Source organism: Xylophilus sp. PBN-3R (assembly GCF_057747805.1).
Genome location: NZ_CM173225.1, coordinates 4441917 through 4459391, shown reverse-complemented (window position 1 = coordinate 4459391; position 17475 = coordinate 4441917). Strand labels below are relative to the sequence as shown.

The following is a 17475-nucleotide window of genomic DNA, read 5'->3' as shown; positions in this document are numbered from 1 at the left end:
CCATAGGGAAAAACCGGCACTTGTGGCCCGGCCCTTACAAGCCCCGCAATGCCTTATTCCGTTCTCCTGGTCGACTCCGAAGCGGCGCAGACACAGCGTGTCCTGGACACCGCCGAGCGCCAGCGCCAGCACTGGCGACTGAGTGTGGCCAGCACGGTCGCCGAAGCCCGATCGCGTCTCAAGCATGAGCAGTTCGACGTGGTCGCCATCCGGCATCGACTTCCCGACGGCACCGCTTTCGAATTGCGGCGTTCGGCCGGCGATGCGGCCCTGTTGATCGGTGTCGAGGCCGGCCAGGAGGTCGTCGGCCTGCGTGCCATCCGCCTGGGCTTCGCGGACTACTGGGTGTACGACGCCGAAAATCATTTCGCGCTGGCGCTGCCGACCCGGATGGCCAGGGCGGCGCTGCATCGCCGCCAGGAAGAGCAGCGCAATTCGGCCAACGCCCGGCTGGCGACGCAGAACCGGTTGTTGCAGTACATATCGCAGGCGCATGCGGTATTTCTGTCGGCCCCTTCGCAACCGCTGGCCTTTGATCGCCTGCTCGGCAACTTCATGGCCCTGAGCCACAGCGCCTATGGTTTCCTCGCAGAAGCGCTGACCGACCATGACGGCTCCACCGCGCTGCGCTGCCACGCGGTGGCCGATGTCCGCTGGGACAACGCCACCCGTTCCCATCATTCCGCCGAGGTCGAAGAGGGCCTGGTGTTCGCCGACCTCCAGCGCCTGAAACGGGCGAACGGGCAGGGTGACCAGCCCCTGGTGATCAACCAGCCGGGCCAGAGCGGTGACGTGCTCGGCCTTCCGCCGGGGCATCCGCCGGTGGAGTCCTTCGTCGGCCTGCCGGTACGTGCTGCCGGCCGTGTGGTGGCCTATGTCGGGCTGGCCAACCGGCCGGGCGGCTACAGCGCACATCTGGTGGAATTGCTTGCGCCCCTGGTCAGCACGGTGGCTCAGCTGGTGCTGGCCAGCCGCACGGTGGTCGAGCGCAGCGCCGCCTTGCAGCACCTGAGCGACAGCGAGGCACGCTGGCGCGACCTCACCACGCTGTCGTCGGGCTGGTACTGGGAGACCGATACCGACCTGCGCATCGTGCGGGTGGAAGGCAACGACCGCGAGAACCCGGGTGCTTTCGACCAGCTGCAGGTCGGCATGCATCCCTGGGAACTGGACGCGCTCAACTTCAACGACATGCACTGGCGCTCGCACCGCAAGCTGCTCGAATCGCGCCAGCAGTTCCATGACCTCGAACTCGAATTGCGGGTAGAGGGCGGTGACAGCCACTGGGTGAGCATCAGCGGCCGGCCGATGATGGACAACGGCGTCTTCCGTGGCTATCGCGGCGTGGGCCGCGATATCAGCGCCCGCAAGCATGCCGAGGCGCGGGTCGAATGGCTGGCCTTTGTAGACGACCTGACCGGCCTGCCCAACCGCCGCCTGCTGCTCGACCGGCTCGAGCAGGCGCTGAGCGACAGCACGCGCCTGGGCCGATGCGGCGCCCTGCTGCTGCTCGACCTGGACAACTTCAAGGATGCCAACGACACGCTCGGCCCGGCCGGTGGTGACCGGCTGCTGGTGCAGGTCGCCAGCCGCCTGCGCGGCTGCGTGCGGCCGCACGACACCGTGGCGCGTTTCGGCGGCGACGAATTCATGGTGCTGCTGCAGGGCCTGCCGTCCGACCCCGGGGCGGCATCGTCGCAGGTAGAGGCCTTGTCGCAGGCCATCCTGCACACACTGGGCCAGCCCTATCCGGTGGACGACGGCGATGTGGTCAGCACGCCCAGCATCGGCCTGGTGGTGTTCGCCGACCATGTGCTGCCGGCGCACGAGCTCATCAAACGCGCCGACCTCGCCATGTACGAGGCCAAGGCCGCCGGCCGCAACACCTTCTGTTTTTTCGATCCGCCGATGCAGGAGGCAGCGCTGGCCCGCATGCGGCTCGAAAACGATCTGCGCCAGGTCCTGGCACGCCAGGAGCTGCATGTGTATTACCAGCCGGTGGTGGGCCGCGACGGGCTGATGTCCGGCGTCGAGGCGCTGGTGCGCTGGCCGCATCCGCAGCGCGGCATGGTGTCGCCGGCCGACTTCATTCCGGTGGCCGAACGCACCGGCCTGATCGTGCCGCTGGGCCGGCAGGTGCTGGCCACGGCCTGCCGTCAGCTGGCGGCCTGGGCGCAGGTTCCGGTGCGCTCCGGTTTGACGATTTCGGTCAACGTCAGCGCCCGCGAATTCCGCCATCCGCAGTTCGTCGGCCTGGTGCTGGCGGCGCTGGAAAAGGAAGGCACCAATCCGCGCCTGCTCAAGCTCGAGATCACCGAGAGCCTGCTGTTGCACGACCTGCAGGACACCATCGCCAAGATGGCCGAACTGCGCAGCTACGGCGTCGCGCTGTCGCTGGACGATTTCGGCACCGGTTATTCGTCGCTCAGCTATCTCAAGCGCCTGCCTTTCGACCAGCTGAAGATCGACCAGTCTTTCGTGCGTGGTGTGCTGACCGATCCGCACGATGCGGCGGTGGCATGCACCATCATCCAGCTGGCCCGCAGTTTCGGGCTGACGGTGGTGGCCGAAGGGGTCGAGACCGAAGGCCAGCGGCAATACCTGCTGGCCAACGGCTGCGAGTTGTTCCAGGGCTACCTGTTCGGCCGCGCGGTGCCGGTTGGCGACCTACCGGCGAGATAACAGTTCTTCGGCCATCGCCAGGGCCGATGCGCGGCCCGACAGCACCAGCGTGTCGCCCGCCCTCACGATGGTGTCCTGCCGATGTTCTCCCTGGTGACCGTCCGCGCGGCGCAGGCTGACGACGCGCACGCCGACCGTGTGCAGCGCCAGGGCGTCGATGGTCCGGCCGTCGGCAATGGAGTCGGCGGGCAGGGCGAAAGGGGCCAGGCGCTCGGTGTCGCCGTCCTGCGGTGCGTCGTCGTCGGCACCGTGGAAGTAGCCGCGCAGCAGGTCGTAACGGGCGTCGCGCTGGTCCTGCACCACCCGGATCACGCGGCGCATCGGCACGCCGACCAGCGCCAGTGCATGGCTGGCCAGCATCAGCGAGCCTTCGATGGCCTCGGGCACGACTTCGGTGGCGCCGGCTTTCTGCAGGCGCTCCAGGTCGCGGTCGTCCTGCGTGCGCACGATCACCGGCACCTGGGCCGCGTGCGAGCGGGAATGGTCCAGCACCTTCAGCGCAGACGGCACATCCAGGTAGGTGATGACCATGGCGCTGGCACGTGCCAGGCCGGCGGCCATCAGCGCCTGCAGCCGGGCCGCATCGCCGAACACCACCGAATCCCCCGCCGCGGCGGCCTGCCGCACCCGGTCGGGGTCCAGGTCGAGTGCGATATAGGCGATGCCTTCGCGCTCCAGCATGCGCGCCAGGTTCTGGCCGCAGCGCCCGTAGCCGCAGATGATCACGTGGCGGTTGGCGTTGATCGACTTGCGGGCGATGCTGGTCATCTGCAGCGACTGCTGCAGCCAGTCGCTCGCCACCAGCTTCATCACGATGCGGTTCGACGACAGGATGATGAAGGGCGCGGCCAGCATCGACAGCACCATCGCTGCCAGCACCGGGTTGAGCAGTTCGGCCGGCATCAGCTTGTTCTGCTCGGTGAGCTGCAGCAGCACGAAGCCGAATTCGCCGGCCTGCGCCAGGTACAGCGCGGTTCGCAACGACACACCGGTGGTGCCGCCGAACCATCTGGCCAGCGCCATCACCAGGCACAGCTTGAGCGCCAGCGGCACGACCAGCAGCACCAGCACCAGCGCCCACTGGTCGACCAGGATGTGCCAGTCGAGCATCATGCCGACGGTGATGAAGAACAGGCCCAGCAGCACGTCGTGGAAAGGGCGTATGTCGGTTTCGACCTGGTGTTTGAATTCGGTCTCGGATACCAGCATGCCGGCGATGAAGGCACCCAATGCGAGGCTCAGTCCGGCCGCTTCGGTCAGCCAGGCCAGCCCCAGTGCGATCAGCAGCAGGTTGAGCATGAACAGCTCTTCGCTGCGAAGGCGCGTGACCAGCGTCAGCCACCAGCGCATCACCTTCTGCCCGCCGGCGAGCAGGATGGTGACCAGCACCGCCGCCTTCACCACGGCGATGCCCAGCGCCGGCAACAGGCGGTCGGGCGCGGCGGCCAGCGCGGGCACCAGCACCAGTAGCGGCACCACCGCCAGATCCTGGAACAGCAGTACGCCCATCACGCGTTTGCCGTGTTCGCTTTCAAGTTCGATGCGTTCGGCCATCAGCTTCACCACGATGGCCGTGCTGCTCATGGCCAGTGCGCCGGACAGCGCCAGCGCGGCCCGCCAGTCCAGGCCGGTGAAAGCCGAAAGGTAGTGACCCGCCACCAGACCGCCGGCGGTGGCTACGGCCATCGTCAGTGCCACCTGCGCCAGGCCCAGGCCGAATACATGTTTGCGCATGGCGCGCAGTTTGGGCAGGCTGAATTCGAGTCCGATGACGAACATCAGGAACACCACGCCGAATTCGCCGAGGTGGCGCACACCTTCGGAATCCTGTGCAAGGGCAAACGCGTGCGGCCCGATCAGCACGCCGGCTGCCAGGTAACCCAGCATCGGCGGCAGCTTCAGGCTGCGGCAGGCCAGCACCCCCATCACGGCGGCGAGCAGGTAAAGCAGCGTCAATGCGAGTGAGGACATGTGTCCATGCTAGCAAGCGTGAAGGCCCCAGGCCCGTCCTGCCCCTTGCCAACCGATAAAATCGGCCGGATGACCGCGCCCTACACCGCTTCCACCCGCTTCGACGCCGACGAGGCCCTGCGCCTGGCGCACCAGACCCTCGATATCGAGGCTGCGGGCGTGCTGGGGCTCAAGTCACGGCTCGACGAGCGTTTTGCCCGGGCCGTGAAGACCATCCTGGACTGCCGCGGCCGCACCGTGGTGATGGGCATGGGCAAGAGCGGGCACGTCGCCCGCAAGATTGCCGCCACCCTGGCATCGACCGGCACTCCCGCCATGTTCGTACATCCGGCCGAGGCCAGCCACGGCGACCTGGGCATGATCACTTCACTCGACGTTGTGCTGGCCTTGTCCAACAGCGGCGAAGTGGCCGAACTGACCGTGCTGCTGCCGCTGGTGCGCCGCATCGGCGCCCCGCTGATCGCCATGACCGGTGGCCAGACGTCTTCGCTGGCGCGCCATGCCGACATCGTGCTGGACAGCGGCGTCGCACAGGAAGCCTGCCCGCTGCAACTGGCACCCACCGCCAGCACCACCGCGCAGATGGCACTGGGAGACGCCCTTGCCGTCGCGCTGCTCGATGCGCGCGGATTCGCGGCCGAAGACTTCGCCCGCTCGCATCCCGGCGGTTCGCTCGGCCGGCGCCTGCTGACCCATGTTTCGGACGTGATGGTCAGCGGCGACGCGGTGCCGACGGTGCGGGCCGAAGCCACCTTCGGCGAACTCATGCGCGAGATGAGCCGTAAGGGACTGGGCCTGGCCGCGATCGTCGGCGAAAACGCCCGACTGCTGGGCGTCTTCACCGACGGCGACCTGCGCCGCCTGGTCGAGACCGGTGCCGACCTGCGGCCCCTGAATGCCGCCGACGTGATGAAACCGAACCCGCGCCGCATTTCCCCCGGCGCCCTGGCAGCAGACGCAGCCGAAAGCATGGAACTCAACCGCATCACGGCCCTGCTGGTGGCCGAACCGGACGGCCCGCTGCTGGGCGTCGTCCACATTGGCGAACTCATGCGCTCGAAAGTTGTATGACCCTGCCGCCCCTTATTCCCGCCCGGCGCTGGGACCCCGAACTGCTGCTGCGCGCCCAGGACATCAAGGTCGCGTTCTTCGATGTCGACGGTGTGCTGACCGACGGCGGCCTGTATTTTGCCGAGTACCCGGAAGACGACCCGCGGGTCGGCGGCGAGCAGATCAAGCGATTCAACACCCTGGACGGTCATGGCCTGAAGCTCTTGCAGCATGCCGGCATCACGCCCGCGGTGGTCACCGGGCGTGACTCTCGGCCGCTGCGCGCGCGGCTGACCGCGCTCGGCATCCAGCATGTGCATTTCGGCACAGAAGACAAACGACCCGCCGCCGAAGCGACCCTGGCCACCCTGGGCCTGGGCTGGCACCAGGCGGCCGCCATGGGCGACGACTGGCCCGACCTTCCGGTGATGCGCCGCGCCGCCTTCGCCTTCGCACCGGCCACCGCCCATGCCGAGGTGCTCGCGGTCGCGCATCACGTCACCGCGGCGGCCGCCGGACACGGTGCGGTGCGCGAATGCTGCGACATGCTGGTCGCGGCCAGCGGCCACTACAGCCGCCTGCTGCAGGCCTTCGCCGGATGAAAACAACCGGCGGCGCAGCCGTACTGCCGACCCAGGCCCGGCGCACGCGTCTGGGCTGCAGGGCCCTTCTGCGCGCGACCCTCGACCGGCTTTCCATCTACCTGCCGGTGTTTCTGATGGGTATGCTGGCGCTGGGCAGCTACTGGCTGGTGCGCAACACGCCGACCGTCGAGGCGCCCAAGCCGATCGAGGAATTGCGCCACGAGCCTGACTATTTCATGCGCAACTTCGCAGTCCGCACCTTCGATGCCACCGGCCGGCTGCAGCGTGAAATCTTCGGTGTCGAGGGCCGCCACTATCCCGACACCGACACCCTGGAGATCGACAAGCCGCGCATCCGTGCCATCAGCGAAACCGGCGCCGTCACCGTGTCGACCGCCGAGCGCGGCCTGTCCAACAGCGACGGCTCCGAAGTCCAGTTGATCGGCAATGCGGTGGTCACCCGTGAACCCATGGTCGGCCGCTCCGGCCAGCAGGTTCCCCGGATGCAGTTCCGTGGCGAGTTCCTGCATGCCTATACGAACACCGAACGCGTGCGTTCCGACCAGCCGGTCACCCTGACCCGCGGCGACGACACCTTCGTCGGCGACGCCATGGATTACGACAACATGAGCCAGGTCATGCAGCTGCGCGGCCGGGTCCACGGTACGCTGCAGCCCCGCAAACGCTGAAAAAGGCATCGCCGCATGACCGCACCGCTCGTCTTCATCACCGGTGCCTCCAGCGGCATCGGCCAGGCGATGGCCCTGCATTACTACCGGGCAGGCTGGCGGCTGGCGCTGGTGGCGCGGCGGGGCGATGTCATCGACGCCTGGGCCACCGAACAGGGCCTGGACGCCGGGCGATGGGCGCGTTATCACGCCGACGTGGCAGTGATCGACAGCATCGTCGCCGTGGCCCGGGAATGCCAGGTGGCGCAGGGCCTGCCCGACCTGGTGATCGCCAACGCCGGCATCAGCATCGGCATCGACACCGCCGACCGGGCCGACCTCGAAGTGCTGGCGCAGAGCTTCGCGGTCAACACGGTCGGCATCGCGGCCACTTTCCACGCCTTCATCCAACCCATGCGCAAACGCGGTAGCGGTACGCTGGTGGGCATCGCCAGCGTGGCGGGCATCCGGGGTCTGCCAGGCCACGGCGCCTACTGCGGCAGCAAGGCCGCGGCCATCGCATATTGCGAAAGCCTGCGCGGGGAGATGCGGGGCAGCGGGGTGCGGGTGGTGACCCTGTGCCCGGGTTACGTCGATACCCCGCTCACTCGCGAGAACCGCTACGGCATGCCCTTCCTGATGCAGCCGGATGACTTCGCAGCAAAGGCGGCATCGGCCATCCAGGCCGGGGCGGCATTGCGCGTCATTCCCTGGCAGATGGGTATCGTGGCACGTGTGCTGCGCCTGTTGCCAGCGTGGCTGTTCGATCGCCTGCTGGCCGGCCGGCCGCGGAAACACCGGCAGGGCGAAAGAAGCTGAGCAACAAAAAAGGCCCCGAAGGGCCTTTTGTCTTTTGGCAGGTGAAAGCCGCGCGAGGGCTGATCAGTAGCCGCCGCCGCCGCCGTAACCACCACCGCCGCCGCCGTAACCGCCGCCGCCGCCAGAACGGCCACCGCCGCCACCGCCGCGCGGGCCCGAGCCGTAGGGGCTGCGGAAACCGCCGTCGCCACCACCGCCGCCACCGCCGGAACGACCGCCGCCGCCGCCACCGTAGCCTCCGCCACCGGAACGGCCACCGCCGCCACCGCCGTAGCCACCGCCGCCGCCGTAGCCACCACCGCTGTTGCCGCCGCCGCCGTAACCGCCACCACCACCGCCGTAGCCGCCGCCACCGCCGCCGTAACCACCGCCGCCGCCACCGCTACGGGGCGGGCGGGCTTCCATGGGGCGTGCTTCGTTGACCACGACGCTGCGGCCGCCCAAGGGCTGGCCATTCATGCCATTGATGGCCGACTGCGCTTCTTCGTCGCTGCCCATTTCCACAAAGCCGAAGCCCTTGGAGCGGCCGGTATCGCGTTCAATCATGACCTTTGCACTGGTCACGGAACCGAATTCGCTGAATGCCTGTTGCAGGTCTTCGTCACGAACCGAGTACGGCAGGTTGCCGACGTAGAGTTTGTTGCCCATTGAAGGGACTCCTAAAAACACATGAGATAAAAAAGCGATGGAGTCAGCAACGCAATCAGCAAACGACCACGAACCAAACGAAACACCGCGAAAACGGGCACCACTGCCCGTGAGCGCATTATGGTCCATAGGTTCCCTGAAAACGCAAGCAGTTATTACCCGGTTTTCCCTGGGGCTAGGCCATTCGGCGATTACCTCCTACAAAGTCCTGCAAAGGCCGGCGCGGCTCCGCTTCACTCGACGGGACTGCCGCATATGCACCGTATTGGAGTACTGTCTTCACTGATGGTGCACGGTCTGCATACTCCATCTCGATGATGGTGCCTGAACGCATGTCGATGTGGATCCATAGTCCAAATGGATACCGCATGAATATATAAACACAATGAAGGTGGCGGCCTCTGTCACTCCGGGCTCGTTATGTCGATTACCTGCCCATGCATCGGCCGCGATGCTGCCGGCCGGCGCCACGGCGACCGCGCTGCAGCTGCCTGCCGGCACGCCGCTATACTTGCCCGACGCGCCGATTTGCTCCAGCTTGCGGGCGCTTTACAAATGCAGCTAAAGACGAACCGGTGTCAGATCACCTGCCAACCCGGCCTCGTTTTTCAGCGAAGCCGGGTTTTTTTGTGTCCATCCGATCCGCCCACCAGCAGACTCCCACCTGTCGCCGCCATGTCGCTCGTCGTCCAGTCCCAAGCCATGCTCTTCGAGGCGGCCCTGTCGCTGCGCAGCGGCAGCAGCATTGCCGGCTACACGCTGGCTTATGAAACCTATGGTCAGCTGAACGCCGCCCGCTCCAATGCGGTGCTGGTCTGCCACGCGCTCAACGCCTCGCACCATGTCGCCGGCGTCTACGAGGGCCAGCCGGGTTCCGAGGGCTGGTGGGACACCATGGTCGGCCCGGGCAAACCGGTGGACACCGACCGGTTCTTTGTCATCGGCATCAACAACCTCGGCTCGTGTTTCGGATCCACCGGCCCCCGCGACATCGACCCCGCCACCGGCCGGGCACGGGGTGCCGATTTCCCGGTGGTCACGGTGGAAGACTGGGTCGATGCCCAGGCGCTGCTGCTCGACCGGCTCGGCATCACCCAACTGGCGGCGGTCATGGGCGGCAGCCTCGGCGGGATGCAGGCGCTGTCCTGGACCATCCAGTATCCGGGTCGCATGCGCCATGCGGTGGTGATCGCCAGCGCACCCAACCTCAACGCCGAGAACATCGCCTTCAACGAGGTCGCCCGCCGTGCCATCGTCACCGATCCGGATTTCTTCGGCGGTCACTTCTACGACCACGACACGGTGCCCAAGCGCGGCCTGCGCATCGCCCGGATGATCGGCCACATCACCTATCTCAGCGACGATGTGATGAACACCCGCTTCGGTCGTGAACTGCGCGACGCGGTGACTTACAGATATACGACGCAGGATGTCGAGTTCCAGATCGAAAGCTACCTGCGCCACCAGGGCGACAAGTTCAGCGAGTACTTCGACGCCAATACCTATCTGCTGATCACCCGGGCGCTCGACTACTTCGATCCGGCCCGTGCCTATGACGGCCAGCTGGCGCGGGCGCTGGAGGTCTGCCGCGCGAAGTTCTTGCTGGCCAGCTTCACCACCGACTGGCGTTTTGCGCCGGCACGCAGCCGCGAGATCGTGCGGGCGCTGCTGGACAACCGGCTCGACGTCACTTACGCCGAAATCGACGCGCCCCACGGCCACGACGCCTTCCTGCTCGAGGACGCCCGCTACCTGGCCCTGGTCCGGGCCTATTTCGAGCGCATTGCCGCAGAACAGGCACCCACGTCATGACCGACATCTCCACCTATCGCCTCCTGTCGCAGATGGTGCCGCGCGGCGCGCGGGTGCTCGACCTGGGCTGCGGCGACGGCACCATGCTTGACCTGCTGGCCCGCGAACGCGGCTGCACCGGCTACGGCATCGAACTCGACGACAGCAACGTGCTGGCCTGCGCACGGCGCGGCGTCAATGTCATCCAGCGCAATCTGGAAGAAGGCCTCGACCTGTTCGACGACAAGGCATTCGACGTGGTGCTGCAGCTCGACACGCTGCAACACCTGCGCAATGCCGAAACCATGCTGCGCGAAACCGCGCGGGTCGGGCACACGGGCATCGTCGCCTTTCCGAATTTCGCGCATTGGCCGAACCGGCTGTCGGTGCTGCGGGGGCGCATGCCGGTCACGCGCCGCTTGCCATACCAGTGGTACGACACACCCAACATCCGCGTCGGCACCTTCCACGACTTCGACGCGCTGGCGCGCCGCAACCATCTGCAGGTGCTCGACGCGTTTGGCCTGCAGAACGGCCGTGAGGTCCGCTGGATGCCCAACGCACGCGCGGGAACAGCGGTCTTCCGCTTCGAGAGCCTCGCGCGGTAATCGAATGCTTCGGCAAGATACGTTTGCCATACGGCAAAACGACGGGGAAAGCTAGCATCTACCGACCATCGGTTTCAATTAAGCATGTATCTGCCGGATAAATGACGTTACTTATCTTGCTAAATTGCATGGAGATTTGCGGGTGAGCGCTCCCTAGCATCGGGTCTCCTTTTTACGGAGAACCCATGGCGCTTCAATCCAACTTCTTCGGCAGCAAACGCGACGCCGAAACCCCGATGGCCCGCACCAACACTCCGGTCGGTGCCGCGTCCGTGACCCTGCCTTCTTCCAGCACGAACAATGTCCATTCGGGCGCGACCACCTTGCCAGGCGGTTTTCCGCGCGAGGCAAATGCAGCACCGGTTGCCAAGGCGGCCGACGATGCCGTCCAGGCCGACAACCCGGCCAAGCTGACGGTCGGGCCGAACATCAAGCTCAAGGGCGTCGAGATTACCGACTGCGACACGCTGGTGGTCGAAGGTCTGGTGGAGGCGACCATGGATTCGCGGGTGATGCAGGTGGAGGAGCAGGGTGCGTTCAAGGGTTCGGCACAGGTCGATTTCGCCGAAATCCGCGGCCGCTTCGAGGGCTCGCTGAACGCCCGCACCCGTCTGGTGATCCGTTCGACCGGCAAGGTCACCGGCAACGTGCGTTACGGCAGCGTGGTGATCGAGGAAGGCGGCCAGCTCGGCGGTGAAGTGCAGTTCGGCGCGACCAGCGTGCCGGCCGTCATCGCCGGCAGCAATGCGAACCGCGTCGAGCGTGTGGTTGCGGCGGCCTGATCAGGCCAGCGGAGCCATGCCAAGTCGGCCGAGCAGGGCGCCGGCTGCGGCCGGTGCACGTTCCTTGGCGCCGTTGATGAAATAGACGAAGACATCGCGCAGGTGGTCGCCGGACCACTGCCGGGCTTTTTCCGCCCAGTGGTCGAGCGCGGCGGCGTCGTAGCCGGTCGGTTCTTCGGCGGACGCCATCATCAGCCTGGCGTAGCTGAAGTCGGCAGTCTGCTGGTCGATGGTCGGAAACTTGTCCGAATCCGTGAAGACGATGGCGCAACGGTGTTTTCGTGCCATGTCGAAAAATGCCGGCTGGTTGAAGGATTCATGGCGGACATCCAGCACGTGGCGCAGTGCGATGCCGTCCTGTCTCCGGGGCAGCAGGTCCAGGAAGGCACCCAAATCCTCGGCGTCGAAGACCTTTGAAGCCATGAACTGCCACACGATCGGTCCCAGTTTGTCGCCTAGTTCGGTGATGCCGCTGGCGATGAAGCGCGCAACCGATTCACCGCTTCCGGCAAGCACCTTGCGATGGGTGCAGTACTGCGACGCCTTGACCGAGAACATGAATCCGCCGGGTGTTTCGTCACGCCATTTTGCGAAGGTGGCGGGCTTCTGGTTGCGGTAGAAAGTCCCGTTGATCTCGATGGCGGGCAGTTGCCGGCTGGCCCAGGCCAGTTCCTGCTTGTGCGGCAGGCCTTCGGGAAAGAAGTTGCCGCCGCGCCAGGGCTCGAAGGTCCAGCCGCCGATGCCGGTGCGAATTCGGTGTTCCATACGGTGCTCCATGAGGTTCGAACCAGCCTGAAAACGGTAACCCCATTGTGGCAAGAGGCCCGTCGGCGGGCGTAAAGTCTTGTGATCGTCCAGAACAGGAAAGCCCCATGAACGCACCCCTGCACCGAGAAATGCCCGCTGGCCAGCTCGACTCCGCCCGCCTCCAGACCGAAATCGCCGACCAGTGGGACGGCGACCTGGTGCGCCGCATCACCGACTACATCGCCGTGCCCGCCAAATCGCCCGGCTTCGAGAAGGACTGGGCCGCGCTGGGTTACCTGGACCGGGTCGTGCGCGACGCGGCCGAGTGGGTCGAGCAGCAGAGAGTCGACGGCCTGAAACTCGAAATCATGAAGCTGCCGGGCCGCACGCCGGTGCTGTTCTTCGAGGTGGCGGCCTCCACCGGCGACGCCGGCATCGCACGCACCGGCACCCAGACCGTGCTGATGTACGGTCACCTGGACAAACAACCTGAGTTCACCGGCTGGCGCAGCGACCTCGGCCCGTGGACTCCCAAGTACGAGGACGGCAAGCTTTACGGCCGAGGCGGTGCCGACGACGGTTACGCCATCTACGCTTCCATCGCGGCGGTGCAGGCGCTCAAGCGCCAGGGCGCGGCGCATCCGCGCATCGTCGGCATCATCGAGACCTGCGAGGAATCGGGTTCCTACGACCTGCTGCCCTATGTCGATGTATTGCGGCCCCGGCTCGGCGACGTGGGCCTGGTGGTGTGCCTGGATTCGGGCGCCGGCAACTACGACCAGCTTTGGCTCACCAACAGCCTGCGCGGCATGGCCGGCGGCACGCTGCGGGTCGAGGTGCTGACCGAAGGCGTCCATTCCGGCGATGCGTCGGGCCTCGTGCCTTCTTCGTTCCGCATCCTTCGGCACCTGCTCGACCGCCTGGAAGACAGCGCCACCGGCCGGCTGCTGCCCGCCAGTTTCCACTGCGAAGTGCCGGCCGACCGGCTGGCACAGACACGGGCCACCGCGGCGATCCTCGGCGAAGAGGTCACCAAGCGGTTTCCGTGGGCGCATTACGACTGCGGCGGTTCCACCCTGCAGGTGCTGCCGACCACCGGCGACCCGGTCGAGGCGCTGCTCAACCGCACCTGGCGCCCCACGCTTTCCGTGACCGGTGCCGAGGGTTTCCCGGCGATGAAGGACGCCGGCAACGTGCTGCGCCCATTTACAGCGTTTAAGCTCAGCTTGCGCCTGCCGCCGCTGGTGGAAGCTGGCGGCGCCGTGCAGGAACTGAAAAAGCTGCTGGAGGACAACGCGCCTTACCAGGCAAAGGTCACTTTCGAAGGCGGCGGCACTACCGGCTGGAACGCGCCGTCCGCCTCGCCCTGGTTCGAGCAGGCTCTGGATGCAGCGTCGCTCGCGCATTTCGGCGCGCCTTGCGGTCACATCGGCCAGGGCGGCACCATCCCGCTGATGAACCTCCTGAGTCAGGGTTTCCCGACGGCCCAGATGATGGTCTGCGGGGTGCTCGGCCCGCGCAGCAATGCGCACGGTCCGAACGAATTCCTGCATGTTCCCTATGCCAAGCGTTTGACCGCGGCCGTGGCCGAGGTCATTGCCCGCATGCCTTGACGCTTCAGGCGCCGGTCAGCTGGATGAAACGCCGGGTGGCCAGCAGGCCGGCCGGCATCCAGTGCCGCGACGGCGCCATGGCATCGACCAGCAGGGCACCGAGGGCGGCGACGTCCGGTGCCTGTGCCATGCTCGCCTCGAGTGCTTCCACATCGGGGTCGAGGCTGGCTTCGGCGCCCTTAGTCAAACCTGCTTCCGGAAGCCGCGCCGCCGCCAGCCGTTGCTGGGCGCGGAAGCTGCGCGGCCGTTGAATGCCTGCGCCAGTCGTGGTGTCCGGGACAGCGGCACCGTCCAGCGAGAAATCGCCTCGCAGCCAGTCCTGGATCGCCTGCAGTTCATAAGGGCTGAACACACCGAACATTTCTGCATGGTCTCCATCGAGCAGCTTCCAGAAGCGGCTCTGTTCCGGAGCGGCGTTGCGCACGATCCACCCTGCTGATTCCAGGGCCTTCAGGAAACCCGGCACTTGCGCCGGACTGGCCAGCCAGTCGTTGACGCTGCGGCCCGCCACCTTGCAGTAATCGGCATGTGCGCTGCGTCCGGCCTCGCTCTTGCGCTGGAATATGCGTTCCACCTCCTGTTGCTGGTCGAACTGCCTGATGACATCGTTGGTTCCGGCGCCCAGATCGTTCAGCCGAAATCCGTTGCGCACCCGCCGCCAGAATTCGGTCGCGTCGGCGAACCGGGGAAGGGTGTCCAGCACCGCTGCCACTGCGCGATGCGCATGGCCTGTGTCGTGGTTGTCCACCGTCACATGGAGGGTGAAGTAATAGGGGTCTATGCCGAGCTCATTCAGTTCGTAGGCGGTGATCGGCAGATGCAGCGGCAGCTGTTCGTAGCCCAGGTTGAAACCGATCACCTCCGGCAGCAGGTCTTCCGTGTGCCGGGCCAGGGCCAGCTGGATCGCGCCCTGGGTGTACCGATCGTCCGGCAGGTCGACAGGTGACGCTTCGATGCCGTGTCGAGCCAGCAGCTGGCGGTACAGCAGCACATGGTTGCGGTCCGGTCGGCCGTCGCCCAGTTCCTCGAGATAGGTGCGCACCAGTTCGGCATGGCGCGGGTTGCTCCAGTGCCGCAACACGCCGTGCAGCCAGCTGCCGTCCACCAGCTTGGTAGGGGCTACGCCCCGCAGGAAAGCCAGCGCGTGGCTGCGGTTTCCGAAGAACCGGCGCGGCGCACCGCCTTTGCGTTCCGCCACGTACTGCCGGTATTGCTCGCTCGCCCGCGCCGATCCTTCGTGCATCCAGGCCAGGAGGCCGTTCGGGCTGTCTGGCAGGGAGCAAGGCAGCGTTTCGGCTTCGGCGAGGCGCGACTGCAGCCAGTCGCGCGACATCGCTGCCGTCTCGGCATCGCCGAAGTCGTCGAACAGCGAACGGTACAGCGCCTGGTGGGTTACCGCTTCGTTGGCGGATGAGTGTTCATTCGCCACCGTCGATGGCGTAGCGGCAAACGTTGCAAACGTCGGCAAGGTTGGGAACGCAGGGAATCGGGGAAGGGCGGACATCTTGGGCCTTGCTCGGCGCAATGGCGCCTTTGTCTCTTTGCGGAAGGAGGCCCAATGTCCCTGCGCCCCCACCCGCGATGTATCGGCCCAGGGCCGGAGCAGCGGTGGGAGACCTCCTACCGTGTGCAGGACGGCAGGCCGCGGACCGTCAACCCAGCAGTCGCATCAGCGCGGCGAGCGGCGCGGTTTCGGCGCGAAGGATCTGCGGCCCCAGCCGGACCGGCGTAAAACCGGCCGCCAGCGCCGCGGCTTCTTCCTGCGGCGTCAGGCCGCCTTCGGGGCCTGACAGGAAATGCGTTGCGCCGGCCTCGCCTGTTGTCCCTGCCGCCAGGGCGGACGCTCCGTCGGTCAGCGAAAGCAGGTAACGCGGCTCGCCGACGACCGGTTCCTGCTGGCGCAACCAGTCGGTCAGCGTGACCATGGCGTGCACTTTCGGAACCCGGTTGCGGCCGCATTGTTCGCATGCCGCAACGGCCACCGCCTGCCAGTGCGCCACCTTCTTGTCGGCCCGGTCGCCGGACAGCCGCAGCACGGTGCGGGCACTCATCAACGGCTGGATGCTGGCCGCGCCCAGTTCGGCGGCCTTCTCGACCAGCCAGTCCATCCGTTCGTTGGCCGGCATGCCGAGCGCCAGATGGACCTGGACCGCGCCCTCGCGCTCGACCGGGTCGTGCGCGCCGATAGCCACGCCGACGTCGCTGCGGCCCATGCGGGTGACCTTGGCGACGAACTCGCCGCCACGGCCGTCGAACAAGGTGAGTTCGTCGCCCGGCTGCAGGCGCAGCACCTGCACATGGCGCGCCGCGCCCGCGGGCAGATCGAGTTCGAGCCCGCTGGCCAGCGGTTCGGGGCAAAAAATGCGTGGCATCGGCCGGCCGCGCCTCAGACCCGCCCGAAGGCGTAGCTCTCCGCGGCCTCGATGCCCTCGATGCGGTCCAGCACCTTGAGCATCGGCCCGAGTGCGCGGTAGCGGTCACAGGTGCTGCGGATGTAGTGGATGAAACGCGGTGTGTCGGCCAGATATTTCGGTTTGCCGTCGCGCAGCGTGATGCGGGCGAAGATGCCGGCAACCTTCAGGTGCCGCTGCAGGCCCATCCATTCGACGTCGGCATAGAAGGCGCCGAAATCGTCGCCGACGGGCAGCCCTGCCTTGCGAGCGGCCTGCCAATAGCGCACGGTCACGTCGATGATCAGGTCTTCGTTCCAGCTCACGAAGGCGTCACGCAGCAAGCTGGCGATGTCGTAGGTGATGGGGCCATAGACGGCGTCCTGGAAGTCGAGCACGCCCAGCGGCGCCTTCGCATCGCGGTCGTCGACCATCAGGTTGCGCGGCATGAAGTCGCGGTGTACGAATACCTGCGGCGACGACAGGTTGCGTTTCACGATCTGGTCGAAGGCGGAAGCGAAGGTGGCGGCATCGCTGCCCTCCAGCGTCACGCCGCGATGGCGGCCCAGGTACCACTCGGGAAACAAGGCCAGTTCGCGGCGCAGCAGCGCCTCGTCGTATACCGGCAGCACCGCCGGCCGGGACGACAGCTGCCAGGCGATCAGGCTGTCGATCGCCTGCTTGAAGCGCGGCAGCGGGTCTTCGGCGGCGGCTCCCAGCGCAGGGTCGACCACCTGCAGCAGGGTGCGCGCGCCGAGGTCGCTCAGCAGCATGAAACCCAGTTCGGCCTGCCACTCGAGGATGCGCGGCACGTGCAGCCCGGCCCCGGCCATCAGCGCGGCGACCTGCACGAAGGGACGGCTGTCTTCCTTGTCCGGCGGCGCGTCCATCACGATGGCACTGCCACCGTCCTGGAGGTCGATGCGGAAATAGCGGCGGAAGCTCGCATCGGCCGACGCGGGTCGCAATGTCGCGGGCAGAAGGCGGTGCGTCGCAGCGATGGCGGCTAGCCAGCGGTCGAATGACTCGGCGCGGGCGGGGTCTGCCCAGGCGATCTCGGCGGATGTCGCCAGCGGGGTTTCAGGTGGGCTCATGGATAATCGATTCTACAAAGCCGCCCGC

General features: G+C 66.7%; 15 protein-coding genes. 9 read left to right on the top strand and 6 right to left on the bottom strand.

The window, feature by feature from the left end; all coding sequences use genetic code 11:
- Positions 1–48 precede the first annotated feature (48 nt).
- Positions 49–2682 (top strand): bifunctional diguanylate cyclase/phosphodiesterase, encoded by a 2634-nt coding sequence (locus AC3ANW_RS21205; protein WP_488342801.1) that lies wholly within the window; start codon positions 49–51, stop codon positions 2680–2682.
- On the opposite strand, the gene AC3ANW_RS21200 is transcribed toward AC3ANW_RS21205, so the two are convergent.
- Positions 2668–4653 (bottom strand): monovalent cation:proton antiporter family protein, encoded by a 1986-nt coding sequence (locus AC3ANW_RS21200; protein ID WP_488342800.1) that lies wholly within the window; start codon positions 4651–4653, stop codon positions 2668–2670. The two genes, AC3ANW_RS21205 and AC3ANW_RS21200, sit on opposite strands and share 15 nt — an antisense overlap.
- A gap of 69 nt (positions 4654–4722) precedes the next feature.
- On the opposite strand from AC3ANW_RS21200, the gene AC3ANW_RS21195 reads away from it, so the two are divergent.
- The 4 genes from AC3ANW_RS21195 (at position 4723) to AC3ANW_RS21180 (ending at position 7774) form a co-directional block, all read left to right on the top strand.
- On the top strand, positions 4723–5724 hold the full coding sequence (locus tag AC3ANW_RS21195; protein WP_488342799.1) for a KpsF/GutQ family sugar-phosphate isomerase: 1002 nt from the start codon (positions 4723–4725) through the stop codon (positions 5722–5724).
- Positions 5721–6305, top strand: coding sequence for a KdsC family phosphatase (locus AC3ANW_RS21190; RefSeq protein ID WP_488342798.1), 585 nt, complete (start codon positions 5721–5723; stop codon positions 6303–6305). The genes AC3ANW_RS21195 and AC3ANW_RS21190 overlap by 4 nt, the downstream gene beginning before the upstream one ends.
- A gap of 116 nt (positions 6306–6421) precedes the next feature.
- Complete coding sequence (gene lptC / locus AC3ANW_RS21185; protein WP_488345482.1) at positions 6422–6976, top strand: LPS export ABC transporter periplasmic protein LptC; 555 nt, start codon at positions 6422–6424, stop codon at positions 6974–6976.
- 15 nt (positions 6977–6991) lie between these two features.
- Positions 6992–7774: an SDR family oxidoreductase gene (locus AC3ANW_RS21180; RefSeq protein ID WP_488342797.1), complete on the top strand. Its 783-nt coding sequence runs from the start codon at positions 6992–6994 to the stop codon at positions 7772–7774.
- A gap of 63 nt (positions 7775–7837) precedes the next feature.
- Here the strand turns inward: AC3ANW_RS21180 and rbp are convergent, their stop codons facing one another.
- On the bottom strand, positions 7838–8422 hold the full coding sequence (gene rbp / locus AC3ANW_RS21175) for an RNA-binding regulator (RefSeq protein WP_488342796.1): 585 nt from the start codon (positions 8420–8422) through the stop codon (positions 7838–7840).
- A gap of 675 nt (positions 8423–9097) precedes the next feature.
- Here rbp and metX point away from each other — a divergent pair.
- From metX to AC3ANW_RS21160, 3 genes are all read left to right on the top strand, one after another.
- Entirely contained in the window at positions 9098–10234 is a 1137-nt protein-coding gene (gene metX, locus AC3ANW_RS21170; protein WP_488342795.1) for a homoserine O-succinyltransferase MetX, read from the top strand.
- Entirely contained in the window at positions 10231–10821 is a 591-nt protein-coding gene (metW, locus tag AC3ANW_RS21165; protein ID WP_488342794.1) for a methionine biosynthesis protein MetW, read from the top strand. The genes metX and metW overlap by 4 nt, the downstream gene beginning before the upstream one ends.
- 185 nt (positions 10822–11006) lie before the next feature.
- Positions 11007–11603 (top strand): bactofilin family protein, encoded by a 597-nt coding sequence (locus AC3ANW_RS21160; RefSeq protein ID WP_488342793.1) that lies wholly within the window; start codon positions 11007–11009, stop codon positions 11601–11603.
- On the opposite strand, the gene AC3ANW_RS21155 is transcribed toward AC3ANW_RS21160, so the two are convergent.
- Positions 11604–12368, bottom strand: a complete 765-nt coding sequence (locus AC3ANW_RS21155) for a DUF72 domain-containing protein (protein ID WP_488342792.1) — start codon at positions 12366–12368, stop codon at positions 11604–11606.
- Positions 12369–12475: 107 nt separating this feature from the next.
- On the opposite strand from AC3ANW_RS21155, the gene AC3ANW_RS21150 reads away from it, so the two are divergent.
- The gene (locus AC3ANW_RS21150) at positions 12476–13963 is read left to right on the top strand and encodes a M20/M25/M40 family metallo-hydrolase (protein ID WP_488342791.1); all 1488 of its coding nucleotides are present in this window, start codon (positions 12476–12478) and stop codon (positions 13961–13963) included.
- A gap of 4 nt (positions 13964–13967) precedes the next feature.
- On the opposite strand, the gene AC3ANW_RS21145 is transcribed toward AC3ANW_RS21150, so the two are convergent.
- The 3 genes from AC3ANW_RS21145 to AC3ANW_RS21135 all read right to left on the bottom strand — a co-directional run bounded on the left by AC3ANW_RS21145 (position 13968) and on the right by AC3ANW_RS21135 (position 17447).
- Positions 13968–15431, bottom strand: coding sequence for an iron-containing redox enzyme family protein (locus AC3ANW_RS21145; protein ID WP_488342790.1), 1464 nt, complete (start codon positions 15429–15431; stop codon positions 13968–13970).
- 184 nt (positions 15432–15615) lie between these two features.
- Entirely contained in the window at positions 15616–16335 is a 720-nt protein-coding gene (locus AC3ANW_RS21140) for a 16S rRNA (uracil(1498)-N(3))-methyltransferase (protein ID WP_488342789.1), read from the bottom strand.
- A gap of 14 nt (positions 16336–16349) precedes the next feature.
- Positions 16350–17447: an aminoglycoside phosphotransferase family protein gene (locus AC3ANW_RS21135; RefSeq protein WP_488342788.1), complete on the bottom strand. Its 1098-nt coding sequence runs from the start codon at positions 17445–17447 to the stop codon at positions 16350–16352.
- Positions 17448–17475: the final 28 nt, after the last annotated feature.

Bases quoted from the DNA above. Each gene is read 5' to 3' on its own strand.
- AC3ANW_RS21205 (WP_488342801.1), top strand. From the start codon at position 49: ATGCCTTATTCCGTTCTCCTGGTCGACTCCGAAGCGGCGCAGACACAG.
- rbp (WP_488342796.1), bottom strand. From the start codon at position 8,422: ATGGGCAACAAACTCTACGTCGGCAACCTGCCGTACTCGGTTCGTGAC.
- AC3ANW_RS21160 (WP_488342793.1), top strand. From the start codon at position 11,007: ATGGCGCTTCAATCCAACTTCTTCGGCAGCAAACGCGACGCCGAAACC.
- AC3ANW_RS21150 (WP_488342791.1), top strand. From the start codon at position 12,476: ATGAACGCACCCCTGCACCGAGAAATGCCCGCTGGCCAGCTCGACTCC.
- AC3ANW_RS21195 (WP_488342799.1), top strand. From the start codon at position 4,723: ATGACCGCGCCCTACACCGCTTCCACCCGCTTCGACGCCGACGAGGCC.
- AC3ANW_RS21190 (WP_488342798.1), top strand. From the start codon at position 5,721: ATGACCCTGCCGCCCCTTATTCCCGCCCGGCGCTGGGACCCCGAACTG.
- AC3ANW_RS21200 (WP_488342800.1), bottom strand. From the start codon at position 4,653: ATGTCCTCACTCGCATTGACGCTGCTTTACCTGCTCGCCGCCGTGATG.
- AC3ANW_RS21155 (WP_488342792.1), bottom strand. From the start codon at position 12,368: ATGGAACACCGAATTCGCACCGGCATCGGCGGCTGGACCTTCGAGCCC.
- lptC (WP_488345482.1), top strand. From the start codon at position 6,422: ATGGGTATGCTGGCGCTGGGCAGCTACTGGCTGGTGCGCAACACGCCG.
- AC3ANW_RS21135 (WP_488342788.1), bottom strand. From the start codon at position 17,447: ATGAGCCCACCTGAAACCCCGCTGGCGACATCCGCCGAGATCGCCTGG.
- AC3ANW_RS21140 (WP_488342789.1), bottom strand. From the start codon at position 16,335: ATGCCACGCATTTTTTGCCCCGAACCGCTGGCCAGCGGGCTCGAACTC.
- metX (WP_488342795.1), top strand. From the start codon at position 9,098: ATGTCGCTCGTCGTCCAGTCCCAAGCCATGCTCTTCGAGGCGGCCCTG.
- AC3ANW_RS21180 (WP_488342797.1), top strand. From the start codon at position 6,992: ATGACCGCACCGCTCGTCTTCATCACCGGTGCCTCCAGCGGCATCGGC.
- metW (WP_488342794.1), top strand. From the start codon at position 10,231: ATGACCGACATCTCCACCTATCGCCTCCTGTCGCAGATGGTGCCGCGC.